Here is a 15,672-nt window from a genome sequence, read left to right on the forward strand (position 1 = left end):
TTCTCGGCAGCGGACTTCCTGCTTCCGTCCTGGACGCGGTTCTTGCACGCGCCCGCTTCCCGCTCGGCATCGTCGCCGTGGGCACCGGCAACGACATCGCGCGGGCCACGGGCCTGCCGGTGCGGCAGCCCGGCGAAGCCGGACGGCTGATCGGCGAGGCCCTGAAGGCCGGGCACTCGCGCATGCTGGACCTCGGGCGGGTGGGGGAGCGCTGGTTCGGATCGGTGCTGGCCTCCGGGTTCGACTCCCGGGTCAACGACCGGGGCAACCGGATGCGCTGGCCGGCCGGGCGGCTCAAGTACGACCTGGCGATAGTCGCGGAACTGGCCGCCTTCAAGACCGTCCCCTACCGGCTCACGCTCGACGACGGGGAGCCGCAGGACATCGACGCCACGCTGGTGGCCGTGGGCAACGGACCCTCGTACGGCGGAGGCATGCGCATCTGCCACGGAGCCGAGATGGACGACGGTCTCCTCGATGTGACGATCGTGGGGGACTGCAGCCGGGGAACGCTGCTGCGGGTCTTCCCCCGCGTCTACAAGGGCACCCATCTGAGCCATCCGGCCGTCACCACGTTCCGGGCCCGCAGCGTACGGCTGGAGGCCGCGGACGTGACGGCCTACGCCGACGGCGAGCCGCTGGGGCGGCTCCCGGTGACGGCGCAGGTGGTTCCACGGGCGGTGCGGCTCCTCGTCGGGGAGTAAAGATCGTGAGCGGTGTCGGAGGGGGCCGGTAGGCTCTTAGTCACGATGACCGAGGACCTGTCCCCCGCTGAGCGATTCGCCGCGGCGCGGAAGCGTGCCGCAGACCAGGCCACCGCTCTCGCCCCCTTCCGTGACCTGTACGACTTCGATCTCGACAGCTTCCAGATCGAGGCGTGCCAAGCCCTCGAAGCCGGAAAGGGAGTGCTGGTCGCCGCGCCGACCGGCTCCGGCAAGACGATCGTCGGCGAGTTCGCCGTCCACCTGGCCCTCACCCAGGGCCGCAAGTGCTTCTACACGACGCCCATCAAGGCCCTGTCCAACCAGAAGTACAACGACCTGGCCAAGCGCTACGGCGCGGACCGCGTGGGCCTGCTGACCGGGGACAACAGCGTCAACGGCGATGCACCGATCATCGTCATGACGACCGAGGTCCTGCGGAACATGCTCTACGCCGGATCGCAGTCGCTCGTCGGTCTCGGATACGTCGTGATGGACGAGGTGCACTATCTGTCCGACCGCTTCCGGGGCGCCGTCTGGGAAGAGGTCATCATCCACCTCCCCGAGTCGGTCACCCTGATCTCCCTCTCGGCGACGGTCTCCAACGCCGAGGAGTTCGGCGACTGGCTCGACACCGTCCGCGGCGACACACGAGTGATCGTCTCCGAGCACCGCCCCGTTCCGCTGTGGCAGCACGTGCTGGCCGGCCGCCGGCTGTACGACCTGTTCGAGGAGAAGGGCGACAAGCGGGAGGTCAACCCCGACCTGGTACGGATGGCCCGGATGGAGAACAGCCGCGTCTCCTCCCCGCGCGACCGCAGGCGCGGAGGCCCCCGCCGCGAGGCGGACAGGGAGCGAGAGCGGCGCAGGCGCGTCTGGATCCCGAGCAGGCCCGAGGTCATCGACCGGCTGGACTCGGAGGGTCTGCTTCCCGCGATCACCTTCATCTTCAGTCGTGCCGGCTGCGAGGCGGCCGTACAGCAGTGCCTGTACGCCGGGCTCCGGCTCAACGACACCGCCGCGCGGGCGCGGGTGCGGGAGATCGTCGAGGAGCGCACCGCGGACATCCCCGACACCGATCTGCACGTGCTGGGCTACTTCGAGTGGCTGGAGGGCCTGGAGCGGGGCATCGCGGCTCACCACGCGGGCATGCTGCCCACCTTCAAGGAGGTCGTGGAGGAGCTGTTCGTACGCGGCCTGGTCAAGGCCGTCTTCGCGACCGAGACCCTCGCCCTGGGCATCAACATGCCTGCGCGCTCCGTGGTGTTGGAGAAGCTGGTCAAGTGGAACGGCGAGCAGCACGCCGACATCACGCCCGGGGAGTTCACGCAGCTGACGGGCCGGGCCGGGCGCCGAGGCATCGACGTCGAGGGCCACGCCGTCGTGCTGTGGCAGCGCGGCATGGACCCGGGTGCGCTGGCGGGCCTTGCCGGCACGCGTACGTATCCGCTGCGCTCCTCCTTCAAGCCCTCGTACAACATGGCCGTCAACCTCGTGGGCCAGTTCGGGCGGCACCGCTCCCGCGAGCTGCTGGAGACGTCGTTCGCGCAGTTCCAGGCGGACCGCTCGGTCGTGGGCATCTCCCGTCAGGTCCAGCACAACGAGGAGGGCCTGGAGGGCTATCGCGGGTCCATGATCTGCCACCTCGGCGACTTCGAGCAGTACTCCCGGCTGCGGCGGCAGTTGAAGGACCGCGAGACCGAGCTGGCCAAGCAGGGCGCCGTTCAGCGCCGGGCGCAGGCCGCGGCCGCGCTGGAGAAGCTGAAGCCGGGGGACGTGATCCACGTGCCCACCGGCAAGTTCGCCGGGCTGGCGCTCATCCTGGACCCGGGCACCGGGAGCGGCGGGCGCGGTCCGTCGCACCAGCGCGGCTGGCAGCAGCACGACGGGCCCCGTCCGCTCGTCCTGACCGCTCAGCGGCAGGTGAAGCGGCTCGGGTCGATCGACTTCCCCGTCCCGGTGGAGCCGCTGGAGCGGATGCGCATTCCGCGGTCCTTCAACGCCCGCAGCCCCGAGTCACGACGCGACCTGGCCTCCGCGCTGCGCACGAAGGCGGGCCACCACGCGCCGCCGCGCCACCGCAAGGAACGCGCTGCCGCCGCCGACGACACCGAGATCGCCCGGCTGCGCACCGAGATCCGGCAGCACCCCTGCCATGGCTGTGACGAGCGTGAGGACCACGCCCGCTGGGCCGAGCGCTACCACCGGCTCCTGCGCGACACACGCCAGTTGGAGCGCAAGATCGAAGGCCGGACGAACACCATCGCCCGTACCTTCGACCGGGTCTCCGCTCTGCTGACGGAGCTCGCCTACCTTCGGGGCGACGAGGTCACCGAGGACGGGCGGCGGCTCGCGCGGCTCTACGGCGAGCTGGACCTGCTGGCAAGCGAGTGCCTGCGTGAAGGGGTCTGGGAAGGCCTGCCCCCGTCCGAACTGGCCGCCTGCGTATCGGCGTTGGTCTACGAGTCCCGCTCGGCCGACGACGCGCTTCCGCCGAAGCTGCCCGGCGGCAAGGCCAGGGGTGCGCTGGAGGAGATGGTGCGCATCTGGGGCCGCCTGGACGCGCTGGAGGAGGAGCACCGCATCCGCCAGACCGAGGGTGTCGGCCAGCGTGAACCGGACCTGGGCTTCGCCTGGGCCGCCTACCGCTGGGCCGAAGGCCACGGGCTGGACGAGGTGCTGCGCGACGCGGAGATGCCCGCCGGCGACTTCGTGCGCTGGTGCAAGCAGTGCATCGACGTGCTGGGCCAGATCGCGGTCGCGGCGCCCGAGGGCGGCAGCGTCGCGAAGAACGCGCGCAAGGCGCTGGATTCGATGCGCCGCGGAGTCGTCGCGTACACGAGCGTGGGCTGACGGGGCGCAGGCCGGGTTCCGGCAGCCGGCGGCTGACACCTGGGCCTCGCTCAGGGTCCTTGTACGCGACGGGTGTTGACCGGGCGGGCCCGCGCGGGCATGTTCACCGAGGCGTCAACTGCGGGGCGCCTGCGCGCTCTTCGGCTGCGTCAGGGTGCTCGCATCCCGTCGCGGATGCCGTGTTCCGTCTCCCGCCCGTCTTCTGATGACCTCATGGGAGGTCGATGTGCGCACCATGAAGAGATCCAGGTCCGGCCGCTGGACTGTCGCCGCCACCGCGCTCGCCGCAGTGGCGGCGCTGACGTCCGCAACCCTCGCGCCCTCGCCGTCGGCGTCCGGGGCCGCCGAGGGCAGGGCCGATCCGGCCGGCAAGCTGCGCATCACCCAGCTCCAGTCGATGGCCACGCACAACAGCTACCACCGTGAAGCCTCCTTCGCCGAACAGAAGTTGATGGCCGAGCACGATCCGAACTTCGCCACGCTGCTCTACAGCCACGCCTCCCTGCCGACGCAGCTGTCCCGGCAGCAGGCACGGGGCATCGAACTGGACGTCTTTCCCGACCCCGACGGCGGCCTCTACGCCGATCCGCTGATCCGCAAGAGCGCGGGGCTGCCTCCGCTGGACGACCCGGACCTGCACAAGCCCGGCTTCAAGGTGCTGCACTGGGCCGACTTCGACTACCGCAGCAGTTGCGTCACCCTCACCGGCTGCCTGCGGCAGGTGAGGAAGTGGTCCGAGAGCCGGCCGGGCCGTGTGCCCGTGCCCGTCCTGCTCGAACTGAAGCAGACCGACCCGGAGTTGGAGGGGCGCGGCGGCGCCGTGAGTCCCCCCTGGACCACCGCGATGCTCGACGCTCTGGACGCCGAGATCCGTACGGTCTTCCCCGACAGGGCGACCGTCACGCCCGACGACCTGCGCCGCCCCGGCCAGACCCTGGGGGAGTCCGTACGCGAGCACGGCTGGCCCCGCCTCGCCGACGCGCGCGGCAAGGTGATGTTCCTGATGGACAACGACGACCAGGAGTTGCAGGACGCGTACCGCGCGGGCGGTCGCGAGAGCCTGCAGGGCAGGGTCCTGTTCACCGACTCCGAACCGGGGCGCCCCGACGCGGCCTTCATGAAGGTCAACGACCCGACGGGCGCCGGCAAGGGTGCCATCCAGGACCTGGTGCGGCAGGGCTACTTCGTGCGCACCCGCTCAGACGTGCCGCTCGATCAGGCGTCCAGCGGTGACACGGGAATGCTGCGCGACGCTCTGACCTCAGGTGCGCAGATGGTCTCCACCGATTTCCCCGTCCCCGGCATGGCCGCGCGCTACGGCTCCGACTACGTCGCCGAACTCCCCGACGGCAGCGGCCCCGTGAGATGCAATCCGGTCACCGCGGCGAAGCCGAAGTGCCCCGGCGGGCCGCTGGAGCGCTGAGGCCACCGGACGTGGGCAGGGGCAGCCCTCCCGGAGCACGGACCGGCGGCGTCCTCATGAGAGGGCGCCGCCGGCGATTCGTCGGGTGACGGGACGTCGCGCTGCCCTGGGCCGGGCCACGCGGACTCAGGCCTGCCGGTTCTCCTGCTCCGCCTCCACCTGTGCGTTCCACTCCTTCTTCGAGGACTGCCAGCCGTCCTCGTCGTGGCCCAGGCGCCAGTAGCCGGAGATGGACAACTGCTCGCGTTCCACGCCCCGTTCGAGCCGCAGATGGCGGCGGAGCTCCTTCACGAAGCCCGCCTCGCCGTGCACGAAGGCCTGGACCCGTCCCTCGGGGAAGTCCATCGCCCGGACCGTCTTGACGAGCAGCTCGCCGACCCGGGCCTTGCCGCGGTGCAGCCACGTCACGTCGGCTGTGTCGGGCACGCTCAGCTTCTGCTCCTCCTGCGGCCCTTCGACCTCGATCAGGGCCCGTACGGAGGTGCCCGACGGCATGGCCTCCAGGGCGGTCGCGATGGCCGGCAGGGCGCTCTCGTCCCCGGCCAGCAGATGCCAGTCGGACTCGGGGCTGGGGGAGTAGGCGCCGCCGGGGCCGAGGAAGCGGATCTCCTGGCCGGGCTGCGCGTTGCGCGCCCAGGGGCCGGCCAGCCCCTCGTCACCGTGCACGACGAAGTCGAGCGTCAGCTCACGTGCCACGGGCGCCCAGGAACGCACGGTGTAGGTGCGCGTCACCGGCCACTGGTCGCGGGGGAAGTCCTCCCGGATGCGGCCGATGTCGAAGGGCTCCGGATACTCCACCCCGGGCACCGGGAAGAGGAGCTTGACGTAGTGGTCGGTGAACTCGCCCGCGGAGAAGTGCTCCAGACCGGGGCCCCCGAGGACGAGGCGCACCATGTGGGGCGTCAGCCGTTCGGTGCGTACGACGCGCGCCTGGTGGACCTGGATCTTCTTGCGGGCCGTGCGGTCTGCCACGTGGGACTCCTGGAACAAGGCGTGCGTGAAGTGGTTAGGGTTACCTAACCTACCACCTCCGAGTCATCGGCCCCGTGTGCGGCTCACCGGTGCCGGCTCTCCAGCACGGCCAGCAGCCGCTGGAGAGACCCGCCGAGGCCCCAGCGCTCCGCCAGCTCCCGCAGCGCCTCCGGGTCGCGCGGCTGCGCCGGCAGCGCGGCGTCGAAGGAGGGGAGCTCCACGTCGCTCGCGACCTGGACCACCTTCGGCGCCACCGCGAGGTAAGGGCGTGCCTCGTCCAGCCGCCTGCGCTGTGCGGGGGTGATGGCGGAGCGCGGGTCCTCGACGGCGGCCATGATGCCCGCCAGGTCCCCGTACCGCTCCAGCAGCTTCGTGGCCGTCTTCTCGCCGACTCCGGGGACTCCGGGCAGGCCGTCGCTGGGATCGCCGCGCAGCAGGGCCAGCTCGGCGTAACCGGCGCCGTCCACGCCGTACTTGGCGCGCAGAGCGGCGCCGTCGTAGGTGTCGAGCGTGCCCACGCCCTTGACCGGATACAGCACCCGCACGCCGCGCTCGTCGTCGATCAGCTGGAAGAGGTCGCGGTCGCCGGTGACGATCGCCACCGGCCCGGAGGCGCGGGCGGTGAGCGTGCCGATGATGTCGTCCGCCTCGAACCCGGCAGCGCCGACGCGGGCGATGCCCACCGCGTCCAGCACCTCGTCGATCACGGGCACCTGCGGGCTGAGGGTGTCCGGGATCTCCTCGGCGTCCGGGCCGGCGGGGACCTCCTCGGCGACTCGGTGCGCCTTGTAGGAGGGGATGAGCTCGACGCGCCACTGCGGCCGCCAGTCGAAGTCCATGCATGCGACCAGGGAGTGCGGGTGGTGGTCGACGACCAGGCGCGAGATGAAGTCGAGCAGGCCGCGTACCGCGTTGACCGGGGTTCCGTCCGGGGCCTTGACCGACTCCGGAACGCCGAAGTAGGCGCGGAAGTAGAGGGACGAGGTGTCCAGGAGCATCAAATTGCGTGCCGTCGTAGTCACGTGCCGATGATGCCGTACGGGACCGACAGCACCGTTGCACCCGTCGCGCCCGGCGCAGGCGTGGCCGGGGGTACGGCCACGCAGGCCTACGGGACGCGCCCTGTCTGCTGGGCGCGGGGGTGTCTCCGCCGGTAACACCGTGCTTTCAGCCGCCCGTGCGAGACCCGCCGGGGGACGAAACCGCCCATCGCGCCCTCCGCAGGCCCGGATCCGGGCGGCGGTAGCATCCGAACCGTGTGGAAGCCCTTTCTTTCGGCTCTCCGGGCGCCGCACCGCCGGACACCCTCCGCCGCCGGGCGGTGCGCGTTCTTCCTCTCCTGGGGCCGGTGAGCAGCGAGCTTCCATGGGAGGGGCGGATTCCGCTGGTGGGGCGGGCGTTGACCGATGTGGGGCCGTGGCACAGGACGGCCCTGGTGCGGCGCGCGATGTCGCGAACGGCCGTGGGTGATGGCGGTGCGGCGCCCCCGAGACGAATCCTCGCGCGTCCCCTGAACGTCCCCGCCCGACCCCGAACCGGCGGTAACCCCCGACACCCGGATCCGTCAAGCTTTCGAACGCGCAACTTTCGTACGCGTGGCGGAAATTCACCTCCCTCGTTGGCCGACTCCGACCTACTCTCTTCTTCGTACGAGGAACGCACTTCCGGACCTTCGACGCGTCTCCGCGCAGCACTCGCGCGGTGTGCCCGCCGAAGGACGACCGCCGGACGTGCGGGATGCCGTACGGGGGAGCGGCAGATGAAGCCGCACGGGGGGCGTACGGTGCCGGTATGACGCTCAGGGCGAATACCGGCACCGTGCGACGCGTCGTCTCCCTCGTCCCCTCCCTCACGGAAGCGGTTGCGGCGAGCGCGCCCGAGCTGCTGGCCGGGGCGACCGACTGGTGCAGCCATCCACCCGGCCTGGAGGTGACCCGGGTACGGGGCACCAAGAACCCGGACCTGGAGCGGATCGTGGCCCTCGGCCCCGATCTCGTGATCGCCAACGAGGAGGAGAACCGCGAGGTCGACCTCGCCGTGCTGCGCGCCGCCGGGCTCGAGGTGCTGGTCACCGAAGTGCGCACGCTAGCCGAGGCGTTCAGCGAGCTGGACAGGGTGCTGACCGAGGGGTGCGGGCTGCACAGGCCGGAGTGGCTGGAGCAGGCTCAGGACGCATGGGCCGACGTGCGCGAGGAGTTCGACGTCGACGCCGTCGTCCCCATCTGGCGCAAACCCTGGATGGTGCTGGGCCGCGACACCTTCGCGGGAGCGCTGCTGGCTCATCTCGGTGTACGCAACGTCTACGCGCAGCATGCCGAACGCTATCCGCGCGTTCCGCTGCCGGAGTTGAACGAACCGGGCCTCACGCGTCTCGTCGTGCTGCCGGACGAGCCCTACCTCTTCACGGCGGACGACGGCCCGGAGGCCTTTCCGGAGCTGCCCTCGGCTCTCGTCAGCGGGCGCCGACTCACCTGGTACGGGCCCTCGTTGACCGGTGCCCCGGAGGCGCTGGCCGCGTCTCTGCGTGAGGCGCTCGGCTGAGCGGAGGACGCCCGGGGACAGACGACCGCTCAGCCGTGCAGTGACGGTCCCGACGGTGCCAGCTCCCCCTGCTCAGAGGGTTCGAGTGCCGCGTGCACCAGGGCGCGCATGACGCGGAGGTCCTGGCCCTCCTCGGGGTGCCACTGGACGGCGAGGGCGAACGGGTGCTCGGCGTCCGGCAGTTCGACGGCCTCCGTGGTGCCGTCCTCCGCGTGGGCGCTCTGCACGAGGCCGTCCGCGGTCCGTGCCAGCGCCTGATGGTGGTAGGTGGGCACGGAGACCGGCTCGGGAAGGATCTGCGCCAGTCGCGTGCCCGCCGCCGGCCGCACCGTGTGCTGAGCGAAGACGCCGGGCTCGCCGCGGTGGCCCTCCAGGTGCTGGACCAGCGTGCCGCCGAGCGCGACGTTGAGCAGCTGCATGCCGCGGCAGATCCCCAGCAGCGGCACGCGCTGGGCCAGGGCCGCCTCGATGAGGGCCAGTTCCCACTCGTCCCGCTCGGGCGACGGCGGCCCGCACTCGGCTTCCGCGACGGCCCCGTACCGTACGGGCTCCACGTCGGGGCCGCCGGAGACGACCAGGGCGTCGAGCCGTGCCACGACCTCCCGGGCACGCTCCGGCACGTCCGGCGGCAGCAGAAGCGCCGCACCGCCCGCGCGCTGGACGAGACGGTGATATCCGGCGGGCAGCACCGCCGCGCGGTGCTGCCACACGCCCCAGCGGACGTCGTTCTCCAGATAGGTGCTGATGCCGATCAGCGGCGTACGCATGAACCATGCCTCCGGCGGCGGATTGTGGACCCCGTCCGGCCAGCTTACGGGCGGTCCTTGACGGCCGGAGAAGCGTCGTCGTCGCCGCGGTCCAGCTCGGCCTCGGCCGCTGCGAGCGCTGCGAACTCCTCCTCGGGGGCAGCGGCCACCAGGTGGTGACGGCTGTAGAAGGCGAAGTAGCCGACGGCCACCGCGTACAGGACCAGGGCGATGCCGGCGGCGGTCGGGTCCACGAGGAACGTGGCGACGACCGCCGAGCAGGCGAGCACGAAGGCCACCGACGAGGTGATCAGACCACCGGGCGTGCGGTACGGCCGCGGCAGTTCGGGCTCCCGGCGGCGCAGCACGATGTGGGAGAGCGACATCAGTACGTAGCTGATGGCGGCTCCGAAGACCGCGATGTTCAGCATCCGTGCGCCGTCGCCCGTGGCGGCTGCCAGGGAGAAGCCGATCGCACCGGGCACCAGCAGGCCGAGGTAGGGAGCCTTGCGGCTGCTCGTCAGGGAGAGGAAACGCGGCAGGTAACCGGCGCGGGAGAGCGCGAAGAGCTGACGGGATCCCGCGAAGATGAGCGAGAAGAACGAGGCCACCAGACCGGCCAGGCCCGCGTAGTTGACGATGCGGCTCAGGGTGGTGGGGTCGCCGCCGGAGGCCGCCTCCAGTGCCGCGACGAGCGGGTTGTCGGCGTCCTTGACGGCGTCCGAACCGGAGGCACCCGCTGCGGGCAGCAGGGTGATCACGGCCAGCACCACGAGGATGCCGATCGACCACGCCAGCGCCTTCGGCATCGACCTGACGGGGTCGCGCGTCTCCTCGGCCGCCAGCGGCACGCCCTCGACTCCGAGGAAGAACCACATGCCGAACGGGAACGCCGCCCAGATGCCCAGCACGCCCAGAGGCAGCCACGAGCTGGAGCCGAAGGCGCTGCCGTCGACGGCGATGTCGTTGAGCGAGCCGCCGTCGAAGTGCGTGAAGGCGCCGATGCAGAAGATCAGCAGAGCGGCGACCGCGATGCCGGTGACCACGAAGCTGAACCGCAGCGCCTCGCCGACACCCCAGAGGTGGATGCCGATGAAGATCACGAAGCAGGCGAGGTAGACGGGCCACCCCGCCTCGATGCCGAACAGGCCGAGCGACTCGACGTAACCGCCGATGAAGACCGCGATGGCGGCCGGAGCGAGGATGTACTCGATGAGGATGGCGGTGCCGGTCAGGAATCCGCCCCAAGTGCCCAGCGCGCGGCGGGCGAAGCCGTAGCCGCCGCCGGCCGTGGGGAGGATCGAGGAGAGCTCTGCCAGCGAGAAGACGAGGCAGGCGTACATCGTGCCCATGAGCACGGTGGCGATCGCCAGCCCGCCGAAGCCGCCCTCGGCGAGGCCGAAGTTCCAGCCCGCGTAGTCACCCGAGACGACGTAGGCGACGCCGAGACCGGTCAGCAGCAGCCAGCCGGCACTGCCGCGCCGGAGGGAACGCCGCTCCAGATACGCCTCAGCGCTCTCCTGGCCGGTGTCCGGGGACGAGTGAGGGGACTTGGTTCCGTCGGCCATGACCGCTCCTACCTCCGGCATTGGTGTGGACACATACCTTTGCCCTGAGTTCGGTCCCGGCGCAACCCCCTGCACATTACGTCGCAGTTACGCATCGGCGGACACGGCCCCCGTCTTCGCGGACGGACAGTCTGCCGGGCGAGGGTCAGCCCAGAAAACCCCGCAGCAGCGCGGCCGTTCCCGCGCAGTGCTCGCGGGTCACCGCGCGCGCCTGCTCGGGGTCGCCGGCGAGGACAGCGTCGACCAGCGCGGCGTGCTGGAGCTGGGCGTGCTCGAGGTTGCGTACGAGCAGCGGGATGCGCCCCAGCAGGTCGTTGACCTTTGCGCGTACGGCCGCGTACTGGGCGGTCAGCGACGGGCACTCGGCCAGCTCGACGAGCGTGAGGTGGAAGAGGGTGTCGCTGCGCCGGTAGTCGGGCAGGGCGGCGTCCCGCGTGGCGTCGAGTGCGGCACGCAGCCGTGCGGCCTCGGCCTCCGACAGGCCGCGCGACGCGCACAGTTCGGCCGCACCGGTCTCCAGCACCTCGCGGAAGCGCAACGTGTCGAGGACGTCCACCTCCTCCCCGGGCCCGGACGCCTTCCGCCGCAGGTGCACCGGTGCTTCCACGCCTTCCTCGGGAGGCTGGGGGAGCCGTACGAAGGTGCCGCCGTAACGTCCGCGGCGGCTGACCACCAGATCCTGTTCGGCGAGTGCCTTGAGGACCTCGCGCAGCATCACGCGGCTGATGCCGAGCCGCTCCGCGAGTTCGCGCTCGGCGGGGAGCCGTTCACCGTCCGCGACCAGGCCGAGCCGGACGATCTGGAGTATCTGCTCCAGAGCCTCCTCGAAGCCGTTCCCTGCGCGCACGGGCCGCAGGACGGCGGCCAGCCGGTCGGTGCCGGTCTGCTCGCGGGACGGCCCCGGCCCGCTTTTGCCGGCACTCACAGGCTCTCCCTCATCGGAACCCCTTCCGAACCAATGGTCTTCCGGACTACCTTATGACTTCCCGTGGATCGACAGGAGGCCGGAAGTGGCAGAACGTACAGCCCCACTCTCCGTGGACGAGCTGCGAGTGCTCGTCGACAGGGGGGAGATCGATACCGTCACCCTGGCCTTCACCGACATGCAAGGGCGGCTGCAGGGCAAGCGGTTCTCCGCCCGCCACTTCCTCGACGACGTCCTGGACCACGGCACCGAGGGCTGCAACTACCTCCTCGCCGTCGACGTGGACCTGAACACCGTCGACGGCTACGCCATGTCCTCCTGGGAGCGCGGCTACGGCGACTTCGCCATGCACGGCGACAACAGCACGCTGCGCCTCGTCCCGTGGAACCCGGGCACCGCCATGATCACGGCGGACCTGGCCTGGCACGACGGATCGCCCGTCGTCGCCTCGCCCCGGCAGATCCTGCGCCGCCAGCTCGACCGTCTCGCCGAGCGCGGCTGGAGCGCCTACACCGGCACCGAGCTGGAGTTCATCGTCTTCCAGGACTCCTACGAGCAGGCCTGGGACCGCGGCTACCGCGGGATGACCCCGGCCAACCAGTACAACGTCGACTACTCGATCCTGGGCACCGGCCGCGTCGAGCCGCTGCTGCGCCGCATCCGCAACGAGATGGCCCAGGCCGGGATGCTCGTGGAGTCCGCGAAGGGCGAGTGCAACCTCGGCCAGCACGAGATCGCCTTCCGCTACGACGAGGCGCTCCTCACCTGCGACCAGCACGTCGTCTACAAGACGGGTGCGAAGGAGATCGCGGCGCAGGCCGGCCAGTCCCTCACCTTCATGGCGAAGTACGACGAGCGCGAGGGCAACTCCTGCCACATCCATCTGTCGCTGCGTGACGAGAAGGGCACCCCCGTCCTCGCCGACGAGGAGGGCCAGTACGGCATGTCCGCCACGATGCGGCACTTCCTCGCGGGCCAACTGGCGGCGCTGCGCGAGTTCACCCTGCTCTACGCGCCCAACATCAACTCCTACAAGCGCTTCCAGCCGGGCTCGTTCGCTCCCACCGCCGTCGCCTGGGGCCCCGACAACCGCACGTGCGCCATGCGCATCGTCGGTCACGGCCTCGGCCACCGGCTGGAGAACCGCGTCCCGGGCGGTGACGTGAACCCGTACCTCGCCGTGGCGGGGATGATCGCCGCCGGGCTGCACGGCATCGACCAGAAGCTGGAGCTGGAGGAGGCCTGCACCGGCAACGCCTACACGGGCGACGCGGTGCACGTGCCCGCCACTCTCCGGGAGGCCACCGAGCTGTGGGAGCACAGCGCCATCGCGCGCGAGGCGTTCGGTGAGGACGTCGTCGCGCACTACCTGAACATGGCGCACGTGGAGCAGCAGGCCTACGACAAGGCCGTGACCGACTGGGAGCGCTACCGCTCCTTCGAACGCATGTGAGGACCGGACTTTGCAGGACGAGCACCAGAAGCACGGACTCCCGGTCGTCAACCCGGCGACCGAGGAACTGATCACCACCGTCGCCGCCGCCACTCCGGGCGACGTCGACGCCGCCGTCCGGCGGGCCGCCCGTGCGCAGCGCACATGGGCGGCGCTCGCGCCGGGTGAACGGGCGCGGCTGCTGCGCCGGTTCGCGGTCGTCGTCGACGAACACCTCGAAGAGCTGGCCGGGTTGGAGGTCCAGGAAGCGGGTCATCCGATCGGCAACGCGCGCGGGGAAGCGGGCAACGCCCGCGACCTGCTCGACTACGCAGCCGGGGGAGTGGAGCGGCTCAACGGAAGCCAGATCCCGGTCGACGGCGGCATCAACGTCACCTTCGCCGAACCACTCGGCGTCGTCGCGGTCATCGCGCCCTGGAACTTCCCGATGCCGATCGCCGCCTGGGGCACGGCCCCCGCGCTGGCCGCCGGCAACGCGGTCGTCCTCAAGCCCGCGGAGACCACACCGCTCACCGCGATGCGGCTCGCCGAACTCGGCCTGGAGGCCGGCCTGCCCGAAGGGCTCTTCCAAGTCCTGCCCGGAGAAGGGCCGGTGGCCGGCACGGCCCTGGTCGAGCACCCGGGCGTGGCCAAGGTCGTCTTCACCGGCTCGACCGCGGTCGGCAAGGACATCATGGCGAGGTGCGCGGCGAGCGTGAAGCGGGTGACGCTCGAACTGGGCGGCAAGAGCCCGAACATCGTCTTCGCCGACGCCGACCTCGCCGCCGCAGCCACCGCGGCGCCCGGCTCGTTCCTCGACAACACCGGCCAGGACTGCTGCTCCCGCAGCCGCATCCTCGTGCAGCGCGAGGTCTACGACCGCTTCCTCGAACTGCTGGAGCCCGCGGTGAAGGCCTTCACCGCGGGCGACCCCGCCGACCCGGCGACCTCGATGGGGCCGCTCATCTCGCAGCGCCAGCGGGAGCGGGTTCGCGGATTCGTGTCCGAGGACGCCCCCGCCCTCATCCGCGGGGAGGTGCCCTCCGGCAAGGGGTTCTGGTATCCGGCGACAGTCCTTGAAGGGACATCCGGTGACAGGCTCAGCGCCGAGGAGATCTTCGGCCCGGTCGCCGTGGCGATCCCCTTCGAGGACGAGGCCGACGCGGTCCGTATCGCCAACGACTCCGACTACGGCCTCTCCGGCTCGATCTGGACCCGGGACGTGGGCCGCGCGCTGCGCGTCTCGCGTGCCGTCGCGGCGGGCAACCTGTCCGTCAACTCGCACAGCAGCGTGCGCTACAGCACCCCCTTCGGGGGCTACAAGCAGTCGGGTCTCGGGCGCGAACTCGGCCCGGACGCACTGACCGCCTTCACCGAGACAAAGAACGTCTTCATCAGTACGGAGGAGCAGCCGTGACCGATTCGCTCACCGGCTCCGCAGGAGCAACGCCCGTATGCCGCCGCCTCGTCGGCCGCACCGCCGTCGTGACGGGCGCGGGCAGCGGCATCGGCCTGGCCACCGTGCGGCGGCTCGCCTCCGAGGGTGCGCGCCTGGTCTGCGCCGATGTCGACGCCGAGCGCGGCAAGGCGGCGGCCGAGGAGAGCGGCGGGATCTACGTGGAGACCGACGTCACGGACGCCGCGCAGGTCGAGGCCCTCTTCAGGACGGCGCACGAGACGTACGGCTCGGTCGACATCGCCTTCAACAACGCGGGGATCTCGCCGCCCGACGACGACTCGATCCTCACCACCGGCCTGGACGCCTGGCAGCGCGTACAGCAGGTGAACCTCACGTCGGTCTACCTGTGCTGCAAGCACGCCATCCCGTACATGCGGCAGCAGGGCCGGGGCTCCATCATCAACACCGCGTCCTTCGTGGCCGTGATGGGCGCCGCCACCTCGCAGATCAGCTACACCGCGTCCAAGGGCGGCGTGCTGGCCATGTCGCGTGAACTGGGCGTGCAGTTCGCGCGGGAGGGCATCAGGGTCAACGCGATCTGCCCGGGGCCGGTCAACACCCCGCTGCTCAGGGAGCTGTTCGCCAAGGACCCGGAACGCGCGCAGCGCCGCCTCGTGCACGTGCCGCCGGGCCGCTTCGCCGAGCCGGAGGAGATCGCCTCAGCCGTGGCCTTCCTGGCCAGCGACGACTCCTCCTTCGTCAACGCCACCGACTTCATGGTGGACGGCGGCATCGCGGGGGCGTACGTCACGCCGGTGTAGCCCTGCTCCGGTACCGGTCCCGCCCGGCGGTTTCCGGCCAGCCGGGGGCCGGGCGACGACCGTGCGATTCGTACACCTGTTGTCCTACAGTCGACGGGTGACCATGACAACGCCACCCGGCTGGTACCCCGACCCCGACCTGGCGCGGAAACCCAACTCCCGTACGGGAGAACGCTGGTGGGACGGGAACGCCTGGAGTGGCCAGACCCGCACCAGGGGAGCCGTGCGCGGCCCCCTGGTGGCGGGGATCGTCGGCGGGCTCGTGCTCGTGGCAGCCGTACTCGTCGGCGC

At 71.1% G+C, this 15,672-nt stretch carries 13 protein-coding genes; 8 read left to right on the forward strand and 5 right to left on the reverse strand.

Annotation, left to right across the window (positions count from 1 at the left end):
• From H5J26_RS19450 to H5J26_RS19460, 3 genes are all read left to right on the forward strand, one after another.
• Positions 1 to 704 (forward strand): diacylglycerol kinase family protein (locus H5J26_RS19450; RefSeq protein ID WP_181767181.1); only part of this gene is annotated, 704 nt, incomplete at its 5' end.
• Between the two features lie 45 nt (positions 705 to 749).
• Positions 750 to 3,554, forward strand: coding sequence for a DEAD/DEAH box helicase (locus H5J26_RS19455; protein WP_181767182.1), 2,805 nt, complete (start codon positions 750 to 752; stop codon positions 3,552 to 3,554).
• 235 nt (positions 3,555 to 3,789) lie between these two features.
• A complete protein-coding gene (locus tag H5J26_RS19460) occupies positions 3,790 to 4,977 on the forward strand; it encodes a phosphatidylinositol-specific phospholipase C1-like protein (protein WP_181767183.1) in 1,188 nt (395 codons plus the stop codon).
• A gap of 126 nt (positions 4,978 to 5,103) precedes the next feature.
• Here H5J26_RS19460 and H5J26_RS19465 read toward each other — a convergent pair whose 3' ends face one another.
• On the reverse strand, positions 5,104 to 5,949 hold the full coding sequence (locus H5J26_RS19465) for a siderophore-interacting protein (protein WP_181767184.1): 846 nt from the start codon (positions 5,947 to 5,949) through the stop codon (positions 5,104 to 5,106).
• 83 nt (positions 5,950 to 6,032) lie between these two features.
• A complete protein-coding gene (locus H5J26_RS19470) occupies positions 6,033 to 6,947 on the reverse strand; it encodes a 5'-3' exonuclease (RefSeq protein WP_181767192.1) in 915 nt (304 codons plus the stop codon).
• Between the two features lie 793 nt (positions 6,948 to 7,740).
• On the opposite strand from H5J26_RS19470, the gene H5J26_RS19475 reads away from it, so the two are divergent.
• Positions 7,741 to 8,490 (forward strand): helical backbone metal receptor, encoded by a 750-nt coding sequence (locus H5J26_RS19475; protein WP_181767185.1) that lies wholly within the window; start codon positions 7,741 to 7,743, stop codon positions 8,488 to 8,490.
• A gap of 29 nt (positions 8,491 to 8,519) precedes the next feature.
• On the opposite strand, the gene H5J26_RS19480 is transcribed toward H5J26_RS19475, so the two are convergent.
• From H5J26_RS19480 to H5J26_RS19490, 3 genes are all read right to left on the reverse strand, one after another.
• A complete protein-coding gene (locus H5J26_RS19480) occupies positions 8,520 to 9,257 on the reverse strand; it encodes a gamma-glutamyl-gamma-aminobutyrate hydrolase family protein (protein ID WP_181767186.1) in 738 nt (245 codons plus the stop codon).
• Positions 9,258 to 9,301: 44 nt separating this feature from the next.
• On the reverse strand, positions 9,302 to 10,804 hold the full coding sequence (gene eat, locus H5J26_RS19485) for an ethanolamine permease (protein WP_181767187.1): 1,503 nt from the start codon (positions 10,802 to 10,804) through the stop codon (positions 9,302 to 9,304).
• A gap of 145 nt (positions 10,805 to 10,949) precedes the next feature.
• Positions 10,950 to 11,729: a FadR/GntR family transcriptional regulator gene (locus H5J26_RS19490; protein WP_181767188.1), complete on the reverse strand. Its 780-nt coding sequence runs from the start codon at positions 11,727 to 11,729 to the stop codon at positions 10,950 to 10,952.
• An 85-nt stretch (positions 11,730 to 11,814) separates the two neighbouring features.
• Here H5J26_RS19490 and H5J26_RS19495 point away from each other — a divergent pair, with 85 nt between their 5' ends.
• From H5J26_RS19495 to H5J26_RS19510, 4 genes are all read left to right on the forward strand, one after another.
• Positions 11,815 to 13,182, forward strand: coding sequence for a glutamine synthetase family protein (locus H5J26_RS19495; RefSeq protein ID WP_181767189.1), 1,368 nt, complete (start codon positions 11,815 to 11,817; stop codon positions 13,180 to 13,182).
• Between the two features lie 10 nt (positions 13,183 to 13,192).
• On the forward strand, positions 13,193 to 14,578 hold the full coding sequence (locus H5J26_RS19500; protein WP_181767190.1) for an aldehyde dehydrogenase family protein: 1,386 nt from the start codon (positions 13,193 to 13,195) through the stop codon (positions 14,576 to 14,578).
• Entirely contained in the window at positions 14,575 to 15,381 is an 807-nt protein-coding gene (locus H5J26_RS19505) for a 3-oxoacyl-ACP reductase (RefSeq protein ID WP_181767191.1), read from the forward strand. Before H5J26_RS19500 ends, H5J26_RS19505 begins: the two co-directional genes overlap by 4 nt.
• Before the next feature lie 103 nt (positions 15,382 to 15,484).
• The coding region (locus tag H5J26_RS19510) for a DUF2510 domain-containing protein (RefSeq protein WP_181767193.1) at positions 15,485 to 15,672 on the forward strand (188 nt) is incomplete at its 3' end.

It is taken from the genome of Streptomyces albidus (ex Kaewkla and Franco 2022), assembly GCF_013870515.1.
GTDB lineage: Bacteria > Actinomycetota > Actinomycetes > Streptomycetales > Streptomycetaceae > Streptomyces > Streptomyces albidus.